At 63.5% G+C, this 18,214-nt stretch carries 17 protein-coding genes; 12 read left to right on the top strand and 5 right to left on the bottom strand.

Annotated elements, in window-relative coordinates; genetic code table 11:
- The first annotated feature begins 24 nt into the window (after window positions 1-24).
- A complete protein-coding gene (phnF, locus tag IEV58_RS14130) occupies window positions 25-747 on the top strand; it encodes a phosphonate metabolism transcriptional regulator PhnF (RefSeq protein WP_188410440.1) in 723 nt (240 codons plus the stop codon).
- Between the two features lie 105 nt (window positions 748-852).
- On the opposite strand, the gene IEV58_RS14135 is transcribed toward phnF, so the two are convergent.
- The 3 genes from IEV58_RS14135 to IEV58_RS14145 all read right to left on the bottom strand — a co-directional run bounded on the left by IEV58_RS14135 (window position 853) and on the right by IEV58_RS14145 (window position 5,078).
- The gene (locus tag IEV58_RS14135; protein ID WP_229729458.1) at window positions 853-1,968 is read right to left on the bottom strand and encodes an ABC transporter ATP-binding protein; all 1,116 of its coding nucleotides are present in this window, start codon (window positions 1,966-1,968) and stop codon (window positions 853-855) included.
- Window positions 1,965-3,680, bottom strand: a complete 1,716-nt coding sequence (locus IEV58_RS14140) for an ABC transporter permease (RefSeq protein WP_188410441.1) — start codon at window positions 3,678-3,680, stop codon at window positions 1,965-1,967. Before IEV58_RS14140 ends, IEV58_RS14135 begins: the two co-directional genes overlap by 4 nt.
- Before the next feature lie 78 nt (window positions 3,681-3,758).
- Complete coding sequence (locus IEV58_RS14145; RefSeq protein ID WP_188410442.1) at window positions 3,759-5,078, bottom strand: ABC transporter substrate-binding protein; 1,320 nt, start codon at window positions 5,076-5,078, stop codon at window positions 3,759-3,761.
- A gap of 265 nt (window positions 5,079-5,343) precedes the next feature.
- Between IEV58_RS14145 and IEV58_RS14150 the strand changes: the two genes are divergently transcribed.
- The 6 genes from IEV58_RS14150 to IEV58_RS14175 are packed head-to-tail and all read left to right on the top strand — an operon-like array spanning window position 5,344 to window position 11,946.
- Window positions 5,344-5,880 (top strand): cytochrome c oxidase assembly protein, encoded by a 537-nt coding sequence (locus IEV58_RS14150; RefSeq protein WP_188410443.1) that lies wholly within the window; start codon window positions 5,344-5,346, stop codon window positions 5,878-5,880.
- Complete coding sequence (locus IEV58_RS14155; protein ID WP_188410444.1) at window positions 5,861-6,985, top strand: c-type cytochrome; 1,125 nt, start codon at window positions 5,861-5,863, stop codon at window positions 6,983-6,985. Before IEV58_RS14150 ends, IEV58_RS14155 begins: the two co-directional genes overlap by 20 nt.
- Complete coding sequence (gene coxB / locus IEV58_RS14160) at window positions 6,982-7,971, top strand: cytochrome c oxidase subunit II (RefSeq protein WP_229729459.1); 990 nt, start codon at window positions 6,982-6,984, stop codon at window positions 7,969-7,971. The genes IEV58_RS14155 and coxB overlap by 4 nt, the downstream gene beginning before the upstream one ends.
- The gene (locus IEV58_RS14165) at window positions 7,971-9,032 is read left to right on the top strand and encodes a sodium:calcium antiporter (RefSeq protein ID WP_229729460.1); all 1,062 of its coding nucleotides are present in this window, start codon (window positions 7,971-7,973) and stop codon (window positions 9,030-9,032) included. Before coxB ends, IEV58_RS14165 begins: the two co-directional genes overlap by 1 nt.
- The gene (gene ctaD / locus IEV58_RS14170) at window positions 9,029-11,566 is read left to right on the top strand and encodes a cytochrome c oxidase subunit I (RefSeq protein WP_188410446.1); all 2,538 of its coding nucleotides are present in this window, start codon (window positions 9,029-9,031) and stop codon (window positions 11,564-11,566) included. Before IEV58_RS14165 ends, ctaD begins: the two co-directional genes overlap by 4 nt.
- 5 nt (window positions 11,567-11,571) lie before the next feature.
- A complete protein-coding gene (locus IEV58_RS14175; RefSeq protein WP_188410447.1) occupies window positions 11,572-11,946 on the top strand; it encodes a hypothetical protein in 375 nt (124 codons plus the stop codon).
- 2 nt (window positions 11,947-11,948) lie between these two features.
- Here IEV58_RS14175 and IEV58_RS14180 read toward each other — a convergent pair whose 3' ends face one another.
- Window positions 11,949-12,428, bottom strand: a complete 480-nt coding sequence (locus IEV58_RS14180; protein ID WP_188410448.1) for a metal-dependent hydrolase — start codon at window positions 12,426-12,428, stop codon at window positions 11,949-11,951.
- Between the two features lie 8 nt (window positions 12,429-12,436).
- The gene (locus IEV58_RS14185) at window positions 12,437-12,658 is read right to left on the bottom strand and encodes a SlyX family protein (protein ID WP_188410449.1); all 222 of its coding nucleotides are present in this window, start codon (window positions 12,656-12,658) and stop codon (window positions 12,437-12,439) included.
- 380 nt (window positions 12,659-13,038) lie between these two features.
- On the opposite strand from IEV58_RS14185, the gene IEV58_RS14190 reads away from it, so the two are divergent.
- The 5 genes from IEV58_RS14190 to IEV58_RS14210 all read left to right on the top strand — a co-directional run bounded on the left by IEV58_RS14190 (window position 13,039) and on the right by IEV58_RS14210 (window position 18,198).
- Window positions 13,039-13,515: an Hsp20 family protein gene (locus IEV58_RS14190; RefSeq protein ID WP_188410450.1), complete on the top strand. Its 477-nt coding sequence runs from the start codon at window positions 13,039-13,041 to the stop codon at window positions 13,513-13,515.
- A gap of 93 nt (window positions 13,516-13,608) precedes the next feature.
- A complete protein-coding gene (locus tag IEV58_RS14195; RefSeq protein WP_229729461.1) occupies window positions 13,609-14,121 on the top strand; it encodes an Hsp20/alpha crystallin family protein in 513 nt (170 codons plus the stop codon).
- A gap of 147 nt (window positions 14,122-14,268) precedes the next feature.
- On the top strand, window positions 14,269-14,532 hold the full coding sequence (locus IEV58_RS14200; protein ID WP_229729462.1) for an NADH dehydrogenase ubiquinone Fe-S protein 4: 264 nt from the start codon (window positions 14,269-14,271) through the stop codon (window positions 14,530-14,532).
- Window positions 14,533-14,986: 454 nt separating this feature from the next.
- A complete protein-coding gene (locus tag IEV58_RS14205; protein WP_229729463.1) occupies window positions 14,987-17,125 on the top strand; it encodes a TonB-dependent receptor in 2,139 nt (712 codons plus the stop codon).
- 80 nt (window positions 17,126-17,205) lie between these two features.
- Window positions 17,206-18,198 (top strand): iron-siderophore ABC transporter substrate-binding protein, encoded by a 993-nt coding sequence (locus tag IEV58_RS14210; protein WP_188410453.1) that lies wholly within the window; start codon window positions 17,206-17,208, stop codon window positions 18,196-18,198.
- Window positions 18,199-18,214 lie beyond the last annotated feature (16 nt).

The following is an 18,214-nucleotide window of genomic DNA, read 5'->3' on the forward strand; positions in this document are numbered from 1 at the left end:
GGCTTCGGATGATTGGGGCAGCGCGTGAACGGAACGGATGATGGAATTTCCCGCTGGCGGCGGGTGGCCGACGGCATTCGTGAGTGGGTGCGGGATGGCAGCATCACCGATCAGCTGCCGCCGGAGGTGGAACTGGCGGCTCGCTTCGGCGTCAACCGCCACACCGTGCGCCGGGCCATCGCGGCCCTGACGGCCGAGGGCCTGCTGCGGGCCGAACGGGGCCGGGGCACCTTCCTTAACGCCGTGGCGCCGCGCATCATCTATCCGGTGGGCGAGCGTGCCCGCTTCTCGGAAAGCATGGTGCAGCAGTCGCTTGAACCGCGCGGGCGGTTGATCAAGGCAGAGCGGGTCGCCGCCAAAAGCTCCGTCGCCGCGCTGCTCGACTGTCGGCCGGGCACGCCGCTGCACCGGTTGGAACGCCTCGCGGTGGTCGAGGGAATGCCCCTGTCGCGCTCCACATCCTATTTCGTGGCGGAGCGCTTCCCGGACATCATCTCGGCCTATGCGGAAACCGGTTCGGTCACGGAGGCGCTGCGCCGCCATGGCGTCACCGATTACCGCCGCCGGGAAACGCGCATCACGGCAACGCGCATCTCGGCAGGAGACGCGGAATATCTCAACTGCACCAGCGACAGCATCGTGCTGGTGAGCAATGCCATCGACGTCGATCTCGAAGGAAAGCCCGTGCAGGCGATCCGCACGCGCTTCCTCGCGGACCGCATGGAGCTCGTGTTCGCCGCATCGTGACGGCGGCTATTGGTCGATGGGCGCCGTCGGTGCAGAAGTTGAAGGCCCCGCGCGCCGCACCTTATTGCCACCAACAGCCATAAGTAGCCACTGTGAGCCAGTTTCTTACGCCAGCCAGAGGGTCGCCTTTTCGGTCAGGCGCACCTGCACCCTGTCGCCAAGCTCGTAAAGGTGCACTCCGTTCTGGAAGACCTCGTCGATGATGATCTCGGTGCCCCCGACCTCGATGCCGTATCGTGTAAAAGATCCCAGGAACTCGCGGCGTATGATGCTGCCGCCGATGCTGCCGGCGGACGGTTCGGTGGAGGCAGGGCCGAGGCTTGCGGCCTGAGGCCGGAACACCAACTGTGCATCCGCCGGAACCACAGCTTCGGGCGGAATGACGATCTGCCCGCGGCCGGCAATGTTGAAGGTGCGATCAGCGCCCTCGCCGGTGACCTTCCCCTTCAGCACATTCGCCGTCCCGAGAAAGGTCGCGACGAAGAGGTTGGCCGGTCGTTCGTAGAGCTCCATCGGGGTTCCAACCTGCTGGATGACGCCGTCATTCATGACCGCGATGCGATCGCAGACGGCATTCGCCTCTTCCTGATCATGCGTCACGAAGATGGTGGTGAGGCCAAGGCGTTGCTGGAGATCACGCAGTTCCCGGCGCACCTGGACCCGCATCTTGGCATCGAGGTTGGATAGCGGCTCATCCAGCAGCAGCACCTTGGGCTCGATCACGATGGTGCGTGCCAGGGCGACCCGCTGCTGCTGTCCGCCCGAAAGCTGGGACGGCCGCCGGTCGGCGAGGTGCGAAAGCCCCACCAGCGCCAGTGCCGCATCCACCCGACGGTTGATCTCGGCCCGCGGCAGCCGGCGCTCCTCCAGCCCGAACGCGAGGTTGGCTCGGACCGTCATATGGGGCCAGAGCGCGTAGTTCTGGAAGACAAGTCCAACATTACGCTTCCACGGCGGCAGGTCGCCGATGTCACTGCCGTTGATGAGCACACGGCCGCTGCGCGCCGTGTTGAAGCCGGCGATGAGGCGCAGAAGGGTGGTCTTGCCGCATCCCGACGGGCCCAGGAAGGCGAAGAATTCCCCTGGCTCGATGGTGAGGTTGATGTCCTTGAGAACGTGGTGCTCGCCATAGGAGACATGCACGCCCTCCACGCGCACATCCACCGGCGCGACCTGGATGGCCTCGGCGGCGGTATCGGCCGGCCCGCTCTGCATGTTCATTGGCTCATCCCCGTGTTTTTCTGACTTCGCGCGATGATGATCTGCGACAGCACCGTACAGGCGGCGACCAGGAGAACGGCGATGACGCCGAGAGCAGCGCCCGGTCCGCGCCCCGCGGCCGACTGCATGAAGACATAGAGGCCGTAGGCGAGCGGCGCGTCGGAATTGGTCTGCACCAGCATCAGGGCGGCCGAGAGCTCCACCGCGGCGGTGGCAAAGCTGGTGACGAAGCCGGCGAGGATGCCGCCCATCATCAGCGGAACCACCACGCGCCTCACGGTACGGGTGGGCGTTGCTCCCACGTTCTGGGCTGCCTCCTCGAGCGCGATGGAAATCTGCTGCAGGGCTGCGAAGCAGGCGCGGAGGGCATAGGGCAGGCGCCGGATCGCCAGCGCCAGCACGATGACGAGCCAAAGGCTGGTGAGCGGCGCGCCGTTGGGCAGCTGCACGCCGTAGAAGGTTCGAAGGTAGCCGATGCCGAGAACGACGCCGGGGACGGCAAGGGCCGCGGTGGCCGCCCAATCAAGCCACTGGCGGCCCACCAGCTTCGTGCGCAGCACGAGATAGGCGATGGCCGTTCCCAGCACCACGTCGATGACGCCCGCCAGGGACGCGTAGAGCAGGGTGTTCTTGATGTAGAGGAAACTGTCGCTGAAGACGCGCTCGTAATGCGCGGTGGTAAAGGCGTCGGGCAGCGGGCTGAACGACCAGATGGTGGCGAATGACAGGAGGGTCAGCGCGACGTGCGGCGCGAGCACCAGGGCAAGGATGACCAGGACGACGGCGTAGGCGAGCAGCTTCTCAAGAGGCCGCATCCTGCGTCGGGCCAGGCCGCCTCCGCCGCGCTGCGTGGTGGCGTAGTCCCGTCCCCGGAACGCCAGCGCCGAGATCCACATGGCTGCCACCGATACCACGATGAGGATGACCGCGATCACATAGCCCATGGGGTCAGTGATGCCGATGGAGGTGACCCGCAGATAGGCCTGCGGAGCCAGCATGTCCTTGACGTTGAGCAGCAAGGGGGTCGCCAGGTCGTCGAAGACCTTCACGAAGACGAGCGAAGCGCCGGCAATGTAGCCGGGCATGGCCAGTGGGAAGACGATGCGGCGAAACAGGCGAATGCCTGACGAACCGAGGTTCTGCGCGGCTTCCTCCATGGAGCGGTCGATGTTCCTCAGTGCGGCGGAAAGATTGATGAGGATGAAGGGAAAATAGTGGATCGCCTGGACGAAGATGACGCCGTTCAGCCCTTCCATGAAGGGGACGCGCAGACCGAACCAGTCGTAGAGCAGGAGGTTGATGGAGCCGTTGCGGCCGAACAGCAGCTGCATTGCAACGGCGCCCACGAATGGCGGCATGATCAACGGCAGGAAGCCGAGCGTCTGGATGATGGCGGAGCCGCGGAAATCGAACCGCGTGGTGATGTAGGCGAGCGGCAGCGCGAAAACGGAGGCCAGGACGACGGTGAGGGTCGACACATAGAAGGAATTCCACAATGACCGCATGAACAGGTCGTTGGCGAAGAAATCCTGGATGTTGACCAGCGTGAAGGCACCGGTGCCGCGTTCGGTGAAGGCCACATAGACCACCGAGGCGGTGGGAATGATCAAGAACAGCGCAAGAAAAACCGCGATCAGGATAGCCACGACGGCGGGACCCGGGCTTCCCAGGCCACGGCGGCGCGGCAACGCCTCCGAGAGAGCAACTGTCATATCTGTTCCATCCGGTGGCGAGCGCACTCGCCCTCAAGGGCGGGGCCGAACTCAAGTCGAATTCGGCCCCGGGAGCGTTCAGCGCGCCAGTTTGGCGGCCTCGTCCACCTTGGCCTTCGCCTTGGCGTAGTTGTCGCGCGCGAAGGTCGCCCACTGTTGTTCCAGTTCGGCCTGGCGGGCGCCCTTTTCTTTTGCGCCGGTGAAGGCACCGGTGATCTCCGCGCTGCTCGCCTGTTCCTCGGTGACGGGCATGGAGGCGATCATGTCGCGTGCTTCCTTGATGAGGGCGCGGGCTTGCGGATTGTCGGCCTTGTCGAGCGCTGCCTCCGCCTCGTGGATCGCCTTGGTGACCTCCTTGAGGTTGTCGAGCTGGAAGGAGATGAGCTGGTCGAACAGAGTGTCGACGACCGCGGTTCGCGCGCCGGATTTGTCCACGTCGAACATCATCATGGAGCTGAACTGCGGATCCTTGAACGGGTTCGGATAGCCGTCCGGCGCATCGGCGTAGACCGCCGGGTTGATCGGGAGGCGCCGGATCGTCGGCTCCAGCAGCACCTTCTGTCCTTCGGAAGACAGGAGATAGTCCACGAACGTCGCGGCGCCTTCCTTGTTGGGTGCATTGGCCACGATGCCGACATTGGCCGGCACCACCGTGGTGACCGTGGGATAGACGAACTTCACCGGAAAGCCTGCGCCCTGGGCGGAGAAGGCGAAGAAGTCGATGACGATGCCGTAGCCGACCTGTCCTGAGTTGACCGCTTCCGGCACGCCGAACGATCGCTCGGTGATGGTCTGGAAGTTGCCGGCGACTTCCTTGAGCGTGCGCCAGCCCTCATTCCATCCCTCGCCCTGGAGAATGGTCTCGACGGTGAGGTGGGTGGTGCCTGATCGCGCCGGGGATGCGATGGCGACGTGATCGAAGTAAGCCGGCTTGGCCAGGTCCTGCCAGTCCTTCGGATCGGGCAGATCATTGGCCTCGGCATAACGCGTGTTCCACATGATGCCGTAGCCGGAGGCGGCAAAACCGAAATAGAAGCCATCGGGATCATTGATCGGATAGGCGCCGACCTTGTCCGGCAAGCCCTTTACCGTCGGCTCGTATTTCTGCAGCAGATCCTTGTCTTTCAACACTTCGAAGGCATCGGGCGCTGACGCCCAGAAGATATCGAGCTGATTGTTGGAGCGTGTTTCCTCCAGGTATTTCACGCCCGCGTTGGTGTTTCGGTTCTGGATATCGAGGGTGATGCCGGGATTGGCCTTCTCGAAGCTGGCCTTGATCGGATCGGTCACGTCCTTTGAGAAGGACGTCGTGATCGCGACACGGCTGTTCTGAGCATGGGCCGGAGCGAACATGGCGGATGTGGCCAGCGCCGCGGCCAGCAAGACAAATCGGTTCATACTGTTTCCTCCGAAAGGCAGGCGATTATCACTCGCTGTTTTCTGCCGCCCGGAATTGTGACAGTCGTTCCGGCCATCGGCAACACAGAACTGTCACAATTGGGCGCGGGCCTTCATCGTCTTCGTTCCGATCGCTGCCGCACGCCATCATAAAGGTTCCAGTACAGGGAACGTGTGCTGCTCTGGCGTGTTCTAGGTGTCTGGGGCGAGGTAACGGCGGCCGATGTGGACGGACAGTAGTTTTCTGGGGCCTCTCAGCGGGCACATGCTGCAGCACATCGTGCTGATGAACCTGATTGCTCCGGCCATCGCCTATTGCCTCAGGGATATGCTGCCCAAAGAGCTGTGGCGGAGTTGGCCCTATGCCACCGCCGTCCAGATCGCGCTGATCTGGGGCTGGCATGCGCCGTCCGTGCTGGAGAGCGCCTTTACCTCCATGTTCCTGATGGGGCTGATGCACGCCTCGCTTTTTGCCGCGGCGCTGTGGTTCTGGGGGACGCTCGCGAGCATGGCGGGGAATGCGCGCTGGCGCGCGCTGTTCGCGCTGCTTGTCACTGGAAAGCTGTTCTGTCTCCTCGGAGCGCTCCTGGTCTTCGCGCCGCGAAGCCTGTTTGACGGTTTTTACGATCTCTGCGGCCCTGCCTGGCAGGGCGCGGCGCGGGCCGAGGACCAGCATTTCGCCGGCCTGATGATGCTGATCGCCTGTCCGCTCAGCTATGTGGCGGCAGGCGTTCTGATATCCGAGCGGTGGTTCCGTGAGCTGGAAATGCTGGATCGTCGCGATGATCGATCGATTATCTGAGAAGCTCCCGCCCCTCAGCAGGCTTCAGCGTCTCGGTGTTTCCCTCGCCATCGTCGTCGGTGTCCTGGTGATCGCCGGAGGCGTCTTTGTCCTTTCCGGCACCTATAATATCGCCGCCGGCCGTGACCACCTTTCGGTCACCACCTGGCTGCTGGAGGTGGTGCGAGACCGATCGATCGCCGCGCGCACCAGCAACATCAAGGCGCCCCCGCTCGATGATCCCGACCTCATCGAGCTCGGCGCGCGGCACTACCGTGATGCCTGCAGCTTCTGCCATGGCACGCCGGGGACGCCCAAGAACCCGGTGGTGGCCCAGATGCTGCCCGCGCCGCCCGATCTCACCCTCTCACCGGAGCGCTACACCCCGGAGGAGCTTTACTGGATCATTGAGAACGGGTTGAAGTACACCGGCATGCCGGCCTGGTCCGCGGAACATCGCGGCGACGAGGTGTGGTCGGCCGTCGCCTTCATCATGGACCTTCATCGCAACGGGCCGGCGCGTTACGCGGCCATCGCGGCGGAAGTGCCGCCTGCTTCCATGGAAGGAGAGGAAGGAGGCGATCTTGCCCCGCTGGCAGAATGCGTGACCTGCCATGGTGATGGGAAACGGCCTCCCGTCAGCGACCTCGTACCGAGCCTCAACGGCCAGTCCCGGTCTTACCTTGCCCGGGCGCTCGACGAATACCGCGGACTGGTTCGCCCGAGCGGCGTCATGGCGGTGGCCGCGGATGGGCTCAGCGACGCGCAGGTCGAGGCCCTTGCCTCCTACTACGCGGGGCTGCCGGATGTCCGAGGTTCTATGTCGCCGGTGGAAGGGGATGCCGCGAAAGGCCGCGAGATCGCATTGTCCGGTTTTCGAGATGGAAATGTGCCGGCCTGTGCCGCCTGCCATGCCGGCGCCGGACGAGCGGCGAATGCGTCACTGGAAGGACTGTCAGCCAGTTACATCACCGGGCAGCTGAACCTGTGGCGGAATGGGGAACGGGCCGATTCCGGCCATGGCGCCATCATGATGCCGATTGCGAAGCGGCTCACGGAGCAGCAGATCAAGGATGTGGCCGCCTATTATCAGGCTGAGGCGGTGGCCCAGGAGGAGGCACGATGATGCACCGCCTCGCGCGTCTCCTGTGGCTAGCTTCCGGAGCGCTGGCGCTCACGGCCTGCGCGGGCGAGCAATCCGCCTTCACTCCCAAGGGCATCGAGGCGGAGCGGATCGACACCCTGTTCTGGGTGATGACCATTGCCGGTGGGGTGATCTTCGCCGTGGTGGCAGGCCTGACGCTGGCCGCCATGCTTGGGGGCCCGCGCCTGCGGGCGAAAATCGCCAGCGAAAAGCTCGTCATCGGCGCGGGCATCCTGTTCCCGGTGGTGTCGCTGACGGCGCTGCTCTTCTGGGGGTTCATGCTGATGCGGGCCGGTGAGGCAACCGAGCCTTCCGCGATCCGGGTTTCCATCAGCGGCGAGCGGTGGTGGTGGCGCGTGACCTATGAGGATGAGGCCGGGCGGACCGTCGACACCGCCAATGAGCTTCATCTGCCGGTCGGACAGCCGGTCACCCTGACGCTGACGAGCCCGGACGTGATCCACAGCTTCTGGGTGCCGCAGCTTGCCGGCAAACTGGACATGATCCCGGGCCGGGAAAACATACTCACCCTCACCGCCACGCAGCCAGGGATCAGCCGCGGGCAATGTGCTGAATATTGCGGCGGAGCCCACGCTCTGATGTCCTTCTATGTGGTGGCGCAGGAGCCGGACGAGTTCCGCCGCTGGCTTGATGCGGAGGCCGGCGCGGCGCGGCCGCCTGAGGGTGCGGAGGCCTTGGAGGGACAGCGCCTGTTTGCGGCACATGGTTGCGGTGCCTGCCATGCCGTGCGCGGCACGGAGGCGCTTGGCACCATTGGACCCGATCTCACCCATGTGGGCAGCCGGCATTCGCTCGCCGCCGCCGCGCTGCCCAACCGGACGGAGGATTTCGCGCGCTGGATCCGGGACAGCGACCACATCAAGCCGGAAAATCTGATGCCGCCGTACCGGATTTTCAGCGAGGAAGAGCTTGCGGCGCTGGCAGCCTATCTCGAGGGGCTGCGGTGATGGATTTCGCCCAATTCAGTCCTGTCATCAACGCTATCATTTTCGTCGCGGCCGGCGTGGTCGTGTGGCTCGCCGGTGCCCGGATCACGACCTATGCCAATGCGCTCAGCATAAAAACAGGCTTCGGCGAGGCCATAGTCGGCATGCTCCTTCTGGCCGGCATCACGTCGCTGCCTGAGGTCGGGGTCACCATCACCTCCGCCGCCACCGGAGCGGTGGATATGGCCGTCAACAGCATGTTCGGCAGCATCGCGTTCCAGATCGTCATCCTTGCCGTCGTCGATCTTCTAATTGGACGTCGCGCGCTGACGGCGGTGGTGCCTGATCCCATGGTGATGCTGCAGGGCGGGTTGAACGTGCTGCTTCTAGCCCTGGTGGTGGCCGGCATGATCGTCGGAGATGTGTCTATCGCTGGGGTGGGTGCTTGGGTCTGGGCCAGCCTCGGAGCCTATGTGGCGAGTGTCTATATCATGGCGCAGTCTCAAGGCAGGCGACCATGGCTTGCTGCGTCGCATGGAAAGGTTGATCGCCGCCTCGACGAGCAGCGGAAGAAGGCGCAGGCTGCCGCAGGAGATGAGCACGGAGATGAATCTCTAACGCGCATCATTGTCTGGATTGCCGGTCTCGCGGCGGTCGTCCTTGGCGCAGGCTATCTGCTGGCCATGACCGGCGATGCATTGGCTGAACAATCCGGGCTCGGTGGCAGCTTCATGGGATTTCTTCTTCTGGCCGCCGCAAGTTCACTGCCCGAGTTGAGTACCGCCATCACAGCCGCGCAAAAAGGGCTCTACACCCTTGCGATCTCCGACATCTTGGGCACGAACCTCATCAATATCGCCTTGCTGTTTCCCATCGATGCCATCTCGGACGGCGAGCCGGTGCTCAACGCGTCCGGGCGTTTCGCTCAATTCGGCGCCCTGCTCGGCATCATGGTGACCGCTCTGTTCGTCGTCGGCCTTGCCGAGCGAGGCGATAAAACAGTGGCCCGCATGGGGCTCGATTCCATCGCCGTCTTCGCCGTCTATGGTATCGGTCTCATCATATTGTATGTGCTGCGATGAGCGACGATGCCCGACTAGATCTTCCCAACCCCGCTCCACGGCCTGAGGGCGAGCTGGAGCTCCTGGAGAAGGTCTGGGCTACGCCGAAGGGCTGGCGCATCGTCACGGCCGTCAACAACACCGTCATCGGCGTGTTCTACATCGGCGCCGCGCTCACCTTCTTCGTGCTGGCGGGCATCCTTGCCCTCATCATGCGCACGCAGCTGGCGGTTGGTGACAACAACTTCGTCAGCCAGGAGCTCTACAACCAGCTCTTCACGGTGCATGGCACCACCATGATGTTCCTCTTCGCCGTGCCGGCGGTGGAGGCGCTCGGCGTCATGCTGCTGCCGCAGATGCTGGCGGCGCGCGACCTGCCGTTCCCGCGGCTCAGCGCCTTTGCGATCTGGGCCTATGTGATCGGTGGGCTCGTCTTCTTCTCCACCATCCTCTACGACCTGGCGCCCAACGGCGGCTGGTTCATGTATCCGCCGCTGACGCTGATGGAATATTCCCCCGGCGACAACGCCGACTTCTGGCTGCTGGGCATCGGCTTCATCGAGATCTCGGCCATCGCCGGGGCGGTCGAAATCGTGGTCGGCGTGCTCCGGACCCGGCCGCCGGGCATGACGCTGTCGCGCATGCCGATCTTCGCCTGGGCCATGCTGATCTTCGCGGCCATGATCATCTTCGCCTTTCCGGCGGTGATCCTCGCCACCATGCTGCTCGAGATCGAGCGCGCCTTCGGCTGGCCTTTCTTCACGGCGGAGAAGGGCGGCGACAGCCTGCTCTGGCAGCACCTCTTCTGGTTCTTCGGCCATCCGGAGGTCTACATCATCTTTCTGCCGGCGGCGGGCCTTGTCTCCATGATGGTGCCCACTTTCGCGCAGACGCCGCTCGTCGGGCACCGCCTCATCGTGGTGGCGCTGGTGGCCACGGGCTTCTTCAGCTTCGGGCTGTGGGTGCACCACATGTTCACGACAGGCATCCCAGCGTTGAGCCTCGCCTTCTTCTCGGCCGCCAGCATGGCGGTGGCGGTGCCCTCGGGCATCCAGGTCTTCTCCTGGATCGCGACCATAGCCAAAGGCCGCGAGCGCTTCCGCATCACGGTGCCCTCGCTCTTCATTCTCGGCTTTCTCTTCATCTTCACGCTGGGCGGGCTTACCGGCGTCATGGTGGCTCTGGTGCCCTTCGACTTTCAGGCGCATGACAGCTACTTCATCGTGGCGCATCTGCATTACGTGCTGGTGGGCGGCATGGTCTTCCCGCTCTTTGCCACCTTCTACTATTGGGCGCCCATGGTGAGCCGGAAGATGCTGTCGGAACGGCTCGGCCGCTGGACCTTCTGGCTGATGTTCATCGGCTTCAACGTAGCCTTCTTCCCGCTCCACATCGCGGGTCTTGCCGGCATGCCGCGCCGGGTGTGGACCTATCCCAGCAATCTCGGCTGGGACACGCTGAACATGATCTCCACCATCGGCTCCTTCATGATTGCCGCCGGCGTCCTCGCCTTCCTGATCGATCTTGCCAAAAACTTCCGGATGGGCAGCGGCGCGCCGGAAAATCCCTGGGGCGCCAGCACGCTGGAGTGGCTGCCCAACGATGTCTATTCCACCCGCAGCATTCCCCATGTCACCAGCCGCGATCCGATCTGGGACAATCCCAACCTGCCGCGCGAGGTGGAGGAGGGGCGGCACTATCTGCCAGGCGTCCCCACTGGAGCGCGCGAGACCATCGTGACCTCGCCCATCGACGCACGCCCGCAATACGTCATCCAGATGCCGGGGCCGGGCTGGATGCATCTCTCAGCCGCCGTCTTCACCGCCGCCTTCTTCCTGCTTTTGACGGTGAAGGCGGTGACCATCTCCATCATCTGCGGCATCCTCGCCATCGTCTCCTGCCTGGTCTGGGCATGGCAGCTCGACAAGCCAAGCCAGGGCGAGGTGGATATCGGCGCGGGGATTGCCCTGCCGACCTATCGCACGGGCTCATCGTCACACAGTTGGTGGGCCATGGTCGTGCTCATGATCGTGTCGGCGGCACTCTACCTCTCCTATCTCTTCTCCTACCTCTATCTGTGGACCGTCTCGCCGGAGGTATGGGCGCCCGTAGGCTCCCCCGCGCTTCCCGCTCTCGGCTATCCCCTCGGCACCGCCGCCATGCTTGTCCTCGGCGCGGTCATTCTGGCGGTGAGGCAGCGCAGCCTGCCCCGCGAGCCGAAGCGGGATGTGGGCACCGCGATCGCTGCCGTCACCGCATCGGCTTTGCTGATCGGGGCGCTGGCGCTGGAGATCTGGGGGCACTGGCAGACGGGGCTGCGACCGACGGCCAGTTCCTACGGCGCCATGGTCTACATGGGGGCGGTGCTGACCGTGCAGGCCGCCGTCGCCGTCATCATCATGTGCTTCTTCGCCGCCGCGCGGGGCCTGACGCGGCAGCTCACCCGCGAGCGCCGCGTCACCTTCGACAATGCGGCGATCTATTACTACTACACCGTGGCCCAGGGCCTTCTCGGCCTGTTGCTGATCCACGGGTTCCCACGGCTGGCGGGGTGAGGGCGATGGAACGTTTCAGCCAACACCGTTCCGCCACCGGTGCCCTCGTCTTCCTGCTGCTCGGCCCGCTGGTATGGAGCATCCATTTCTTCATCATCTATGCCGCGCACGCCTCGCTCTGCGCGCTGACTGGCGGCATGGGCACCGTCTGGATCACGGTGATCATCCTTGCCGTCACGGCTCTGGGCGCCCTCGCGTTGGTGTCCGCCGCGCTGGGCCCGATGCCGGTCTATCGTCTGCTCGTGCGTCATCCGGGGGGCGATGAGGAAACACGGTTCCTGATCGCCGGCATGCGGCTTCTGGCCGGTCTTTCGACCTTGGCCATCATCTGGGGCGGCACGGCCGTCCTCGTCCTGCCGCTCTGCGCGCAGCTTCGCTGACGCTAGCGCAAAGCCGCCTTGGTGCTGCGTGCTGACCACCACAGCATCAGAGCGGCGAGCCAGATGGCGATCTCCGCCGCGAAGGTCCAGTGGAACATGAAGGACAGGATCCAGTGCGAGTGGGTGGGCTCAACCGTGACGATGGAATAGAGCTCATCACTGAATGGCGCGCCCCACATGATCCCGCCGCCGATGCTGTCGAGCACCATGTGAAGGAAGATCGCGGCAAAGAAGGCCACCGCGACCTTCCCCTGCTTCAGCCGGAAGGCCAAGGGCACAGCCATGAGTGCCACGGCCGCCCAGAACAAGGGGATGTGGACCCAGTAGCGGTGATGGTGGAAGGCCTTGTTGTCCACGAAGTGGAAGAACAGCATGTCGAGATCAGGCAGCACCGACCCGAGGAGAGCGGCCGCCATGACGGGGCCGGATGCTTTCAGCGAACGACCGAGGCAATAGCCGGCCGGAAGATGAGCGATGAGCATGTCGTGGCTCAGTAGTGTGGGGGTGGCGGTTCCTGGCCGGGTGATGTGCCGGTGGCGGCGGTGGCATCACGGACCTGTTCATCGAGACGCGCGAATTGACGGCGCAGCAGTTCGAGCTGCTTCCATTGATCGGTGATGATCTGGTTGAGGTCCTCGATGGCCTGATCCTGATAGGCGACACGTGTCTCGAGCCGATCGAGGCGTTCCGTCAGTGATGGGTCCTGCGTCATGTCCGGATTACCGCCTGTTTCCGCCAGCCATATCAGGCGCGGCCTTCGACGGGAATGCCCGGTCCGCCAGATCTCACACGGCGATCATTATCGCCGACTGGAAGAAGCTTCGGATCGTTGCCGAGGTCACCGAGTGGAAGGGGCACCGCCTCAACAGTTTATGGTTGTGAAGGAGCACCTCGCACGTCTTGAGCGGCTCGGCATCGAGGCTGTCGCCGACGTCCTGGCGCACCTTGAAGATGCCCCCCTCTTGAACAGCTAATCGGCTGAACTAAATCGTGAATTGTCGGATGCCCAGTTCGGGTCCGGCATGTCGCGCGGAGGCAGAAGCATACGGCGACAGCAGCTTGTATCCATGTTGCTCAAAGGAGGATGTGGCTATGAGAACCACTCTTGATTTCACGCCCCTGTTCAGGTCGAGTATCGGTTTCGACCGAATGCTGAACGCGCTCGAAGCCGCGAGCCGCGTCGAGACCATCGACAACTGGCCTCAGTATGACATCGCCAAGTTTGGGGAGGACGATTACCGCATCACCATGGCGGTGGCCGGCTTCAGCCAAAACGAACTGACCATCACTCAGGAGCAGAACATGCTCATGGTGTCCGGTCAGAAGGCTGGCGAGGATGAGGGCCAGTATCTGCATCGTGGCATTGCCGAGCGGGTCTTCAGGCGCCGCTTCGAACTCGCCGACCATGTCAAGGTTGTAGGCGCGAGCCTCGTCGATGGTCTGCTCACCATCGATCTCAAGCGTGAGCTTCCGGAAGAGATGAAGCCGCGCAGGATCGAGATCGCGACCGGCGAGAAGCTGCCAAGGGCCGGGACGAAGCAGATCGAGACCGGCAAGCAGGCGGCCTGACCTTTCCCGCTAGCGCCTTTCGCGCATGGCGCCGGGCGATATGTCCGGCGCCACCGGGAAAGCATTGTCAATCGCACGAACGGAAAGGAGGAAATGATGAGTGTCCGTGATCTGATCCCCTGGGGCCGCAGCAACGGCAACCAGGTTCCGAGCATCTTCCGCGATGGCGAGCGCGATCCGTTCCTGTCGCTGCACCGCGAGGTGAACCGGCTGTTCGATGACGTTTTCCGAGGTTTCGGTTCCAGCCTGCCGTCCTTCGGTGGTGTTTCCGCTTTCGGCGGGGGCTGGCCGAGTGTCGAGATCTCCGACGGCGAGAAGGAGATCAGGGTGACGGCCGAGGTCCCCGGCCTTGAGGAAAAGGACATTGAGGTCCTCCTCAATGACGGCGTGCTCACGCTCAGGGGTGAGAAGCGCTCCGAAACGGAGGACAAGGACAAGCAGTTCTCCGAGCGCTTCTATGGCCGCTTCGAGCGACGCATCCCGCTCGACTGCGAGATCAGGGAAGACGAGGTCGACGCGCGTTTCAGGAATGGCGTGCTGACGGTAACCCTGCCCAAGAACGAAAAGGCGCAGTCGCAGGTCAAGCGCATCGCGATCAAAAGGTGAGACATGGCAGGCGCCGGCGGCGGCCGCTCAGCCGCCGGCGGAGAACCCTTCGCTAGAGGGAGGATAACGATGGCGCTAGAGGAGTTGAGGAAACTACAGGCCCCGCCGGGCTGGCCATCGAACAACGGCCAGCCCGAGCTTCCTTCGATGGGACGCACGATCTTTCCGGGTGACGCGGTGGCGCGCATCTACAAGCCGTCTCGCCCGGTGACGACCTCCGGCAAGGCGGGCACGAAGCATTGGCGTCTTGTTTTCGAGCGCCGCACAGCGCCCTTCATCGAACCTCTGATGGGGCATACGGGTGGTGACGATACATTGGCCCAGGTCGAGCTTCAGTTCCCGACGCTCGAAACCGCGCTCCGCTACGCTGCGCGGCAGGGACTGCTCGGATGCCTGCGCCAGTCTCCCTAGTACCCCGCTCAACCCTCGCTCCATTGCCGCGCGGGCGAACTCGTCGCGCCATCTCCTCGGAATAAAAGCACGCTAGGCGTTCCGTCTGCTTTGCGCGTTCCACATATCCTCTACCACAATCCGGATTGGCTTAATCGTTGTATTCTGGCCCTGATCAATATTCTTCAGCCCAGGTTAGATTTTTTCTAATAATAATGTAGCTGCCTGCTAGTTGCCACAATTCAGAAAGCTGTTTATCAGGCCCCTTGTGATCTTACGTCTGTGTACTGTTCTACCCCGGAGCGCACAGCCCGGGTTGCGTAGCACAGAGTGACTTTCGAGGAGTTTCCGGATTATGCATCGCGCCAACAACCAGGCTGCGCAACAGCGAACGGCGTGCGGTCACAGCCCGCTGCGACAGACGCGTCTTTTCTTCCTGTCCGGTCTCAGTCGTTCCGCGATGGCGGCGCCGTTGATGAGCGGCCTGCTGCTCGGCACCAGCCTGCTCGTCTCGCCGGCATCAGCCCAAACGCCACCGGCCGACAACGGTGCATCCAATGTGGTCGAGCTCCCGCCGATCGAGGTCTCCGGCGCGGCGCGTCTCGGCGAGGTGTTGCCACCCTATGCCGGCGGGCAGTTCGCGACGGGCGGATCCCTCGGCATTCTCGGCACCCGGGATGTGATGAGCACCCCGTTCAGCACGGTCAATTTCACCGAAGAGCTGATCCAGAACCAGCAGGCCCGCACGGCGGCGGACACATTGATCAACGATGCCTCGGTGCGCCTCACCACAGGCAGCAATGGCTTCGACGACACCTTCCAGATCCGCGGTTTCACGGTGTCCCCCGGCGACACCGGCTTCAACGGCCTCTATGGACTGATCCCCTCCAACCGTGTGAACGCGCAATACATCGAGCGCATTCAGCTGCTCAAAGGTCCCGCGGCCTTCATGAACGGCATCCCCCCTGGGGGCAGCGTCGGCGGCAGCATCAATATCATCTCGAAGCGCGCGATCGACGAGGCTTTCGTAGAGGTCACGCCCAGCTTCATCAGCGGCGGCAATTTCGGCACCGCGATTGATGCCAACCGCCGCTTCGGCGCCAACAATGAGTGGGGCATCCGCTTCAACGGCGTGACACGCACGGGTGAAGCCTCCATCGAAGATGGCGACTGGACGAGCGGCACCGGCGCGCTCTCCGTCGACTATCGCGGCGAGCGCTTCCGCTGGGCGCTCGACGCCATCACCCAGAACGACAACACCCAGAATTTTCGTCCGCAGATGACGCTGCAGACGACCATTCCCTTCATTCCCACCCCGCCGGATGCGCGTGGCAACTGGTATCCTGGCACCTATCTCCAGCAGCGCGACCACACCATCGCGACCTTCGCTGAGTTCGACGTGACGGACTGGTTGACGGCCTATGCCGGCTACGGCCACCGCGAGGGCACCAACGACCAGACCTTCCCGGATTCGCGCGTTGCCGGCTTCACCAGCGGCGCGGATCAGTTCGGCAACTTTCGCCTCATCAACGCCTATTATGATTCCTACTCCTCGACCGACAGCGGCAATGCCGGTCTGAAGGCGGACTTCGACACCGGCTTTATCAATCACTCGGTGAACGTCGTCTTCACCGGCTACATGCAGGAGAACGGCAACGCCTATGCGGCAGGCACGGTGTCGGTGCCATCAAACATCTACGATCCGTCGCCGCTCCCGGCGGTATCGAACCCGCGCCTTAGCCCGCGCAAGGCGGCCGACGTAACGCTGACGAGTTATGCCGTCGTTGACACCATGTCGATGTTCAACGAGCGGGTGCTGCTCACGCTTGGTGTCCGTCATCAGGAGGTCAAGCAGAGCAGCTTCTCCACCACGACGGGCCTGCGCACTGGGCGCTATGCTGCCGATGCTACGACGCCGCTCGCCGGCATCGTGGTCAAGCCATGGGAAAACGTCTCGCTCTACGCCAATTACGCCGAGGGGCTCAGCCAGGGCAGAGTCGTTGCCGATAGCTTCGACAACCGCGGCGAAGTCCTTGCGCCCTTCAAGTCCGACCAGCAGGAAATTGGCGTCAAGGTAGACTGGGGCCGCATCACCACCACTGCAGCGCTGTTCCAGATTTCCCGTCCGAACCTTGTCGCCATCGACAATGTGCAGGGCTACGACGGCGAACAGCGCAACCGGGGCCTGGAACTCTCCGCCTATGGCGAGATCATCCCCGGCCTGCGCGGTTTCGGCAGCGCCATGTTCCTCAATCCGGAGCTGACCAAGACCACTAACGCGCTGCAAAAGGGCAACGACGCCGCCGGCGTTCCTGACATGACCTTCTCGGCCGGCCTCGATTGGGACACGCCGTGGGTCAAGGGTCTCTCGCTCAACGGACGCGTCATCTACACCTCGGGCTCCTATCTCACCGCCGACAACACGCTAGAGTTCCCGGACTGGACGCGCGTCGACATCGGTGCCCGCTATGAGACCAGGGTCAAGGATCACGATGTGACGGTCCGGCTCAATGTCGAGAACCTCTTCGACAAGAATTACTGGCTGACCACAGGCAACTTCGTGACCGTGGGCTCGCCGCGCACCTTCCTCGGATCGGTGTCGGTCAAGTTCTGACCGGATGAAACGACCCGAGGCCGGCTCGTCGAGACCAGCCGGCCTCGGGTCCTCAAATTTTAAAGACAGGACATTCTGCGATGCTTCGATTGATCCCCTTCATCCGCATGGCGGTCGTGAGCCTTGCCGTCGGCACGGCCGGCGCCGCAGCGGCGCAGGAGACGAGTTATCCCCTCACCATCAAGCACGCCTACGGCGAGACGGTGATCACCAAGAAGCCGGAACGTATCGCGACCGTTAATTTCGCCAACCAGGAGGTGCCGCTGGCGCTCGGTGTCGTGCCGGTGGGCTTTGCGAGGGCGACCTTCGGCGACGACGACGGCGACGGGGTGTTGCCCTGGGTCGCCGCCCGCCTGAAGGAGCTCGGCGCCGAAACGCCGGTCCTCTTCAACGAGGGCGACGGCATTGATTTCGAGGCCGTTGCCGCCACCCAGCCGGACGTCATCCTTGCCGCTTATTCCGGTTTTTCCCAGAAAGACTACGAGACCCTCAGCCAGATCGCGCCCGTCGTCGCCTTCCCCGAGTCGCCCTGGTCGACCGAATGGCGCGACATGATCCGCCTCAACAGCAAGGGCATGGGAATGGCCAAGGAGGGTGATGCGCTGATCGAGAAGCTGGAGGCCGAGATCGAGGCCGTGACGGCGCAACATCCGGAACTCAAGGGCAAAACGGCCATGTTCATCACGCATCTGAACGCGCGTGACCTGAGCAAGATCAGCTTCTATTCGGCCAACGACACCCGCGTGAAATTCTTCGAGGACCTGGGCCTCAAGATGCCGAAAAGCGTCACCGATGCGACCGAGGCCGGTAAATATTCCGGTTCCGTCAGCGCCGAGAAGATCGACCTGTTCGATGACGTCGACATTCTGGTTACCTACGGCAGCCCGGACCTCGTGAAAGCGGTTCAAAGCAATCCTCTCACCGGCAAGATGCCGGCTGTCGAGAGGCAGTCGCTGGTGGTGCTGACCAATTCCACGACCGGAAATGCCGCCATGCCCACGCCGCTCAACATCTCCTGGCTCTTGAAGGACTATGCGGCCCTCCTCGGTGAGGCAGCCCGCAAGGTGAAGTGAGCGGGCAGGAAGCCTC

Source organism: Agaricicola taiwanensis (genome assembly GCF_014635245.1).
Lineage (GTDB): Bacteria > Pseudomonadota > Alphaproteobacteria > Rhizobiales > Methylopilaceae > Agaricicola > Agaricicola taiwanensis.

What these genes read in the sequence shown, in the direction of transcription:
- IEV58_RS14155 (WP_188410444.1), top strand. Translation starts at nt 5,861, where the DNA reads ATGATCGATCGATTATCTGAGAAGCTCCCGCCCCTCAGCAGGCTTCAG.
- IEV58_RS14190 (WP_188410450.1), top strand. Translation starts at nt 13,039, where the DNA reads ATGAGAACCACTCTTGATTTCACGCCCCTGTTCAGGTCGAGTATCGGT.
- coxB (WP_229729459.1), top strand. Translation starts at nt 6,982, where the DNA reads ATGATGCACCGCCTCGCGCGTCTCCTGTGGCTAGCTTCCGGAGCGCTG.
- IEV58_RS14180 (WP_188410448.1), bottom strand. Translation starts at nt 12,428, where the DNA reads ATGCTCATCGCTCATCTTCCGGCCGGCTATTGCCTCGGTCGTTCGCTG.
- IEV58_RS14165 (WP_229729460.1), top strand. Translation starts at nt 7,971, where the DNA reads ATGGATTTCGCCCAATTCAGTCCTGTCATCAACGCTATCATTTTCGTC.
- IEV58_RS14175 (WP_188410447.1), top strand. Translation starts at nt 11,572, where the DNA reads ATGGAACGTTTCAGCCAACACCGTTCCGCCACCGGTGCCCTCGTCTTC.
- IEV58_RS14195 (WP_229729461.1), top strand. Translation starts at nt 13,609, where the DNA reads ATGATGAGTGTCCGTGATCTGATCCCCTGGGGCCGCAGCAACGGCAAC.
- IEV58_RS14205 (WP_229729463.1), top strand. Translation starts at nt 14,987, where the DNA reads ATGAGCGGCCTGCTGCTCGGCACCAGCCTGCTCGTCTCGCCGGCATCA.
- IEV58_RS14145 (WP_188410442.1), bottom strand. Translation starts at nt 5,078, where the DNA reads ATGAACCGATTTGTCTTGCTGGCCGCGGCGCTGGCCACATCCGCCATG.
- IEV58_RS14135 (WP_229729458.1), bottom strand. Translation starts at nt 1,968, where the DNA reads ATGAACATGCAGAGCGGGCCGGCCGATACCGCCGCCGAGGCCATCCAG.
- IEV58_RS14210 (WP_188410453.1), top strand. Translation starts at nt 17,206, where the DNA reads ATGCTTCGATTGATCCCCTTCATCCGCATGGCGGTCGTGAGCCTTGCC.
- ctaD (WP_188410446.1), top strand. Translation starts at nt 9,029, where the DNA reads ATGAGCGACGATGCCCGACTAGATCTTCCCAACCCCGCTCCACGGCCT.
- IEV58_RS14140 (WP_188410441.1), bottom strand. Translation starts at nt 3,680, where the DNA reads ATGACAGTTGCTCTCTCGGAGGCGTTGCCGCGCCGCCGTGGCCTGGGA.
- IEV58_RS14150 (WP_188410443.1), top strand. Translation starts at nt 5,344, where the DNA reads ATGCTGCAGCACATCGTGCTGATGAACCTGATTGCTCCGGCCATCGCC.
- IEV58_RS14200 (WP_229729462.1), top strand. Translation starts at nt 14,269, where the DNA reads ATGGGACGCACGATCTTTCCGGGTGACGCGGTGGCGCGCATCTACAAG.
- IEV58_RS14185 (WP_188410449.1), bottom strand. Translation starts at nt 12,658, where the DNA reads ATGACGCAGGACCCATCACTGACGGAACGCCTCGATCGGCTCGAGACA.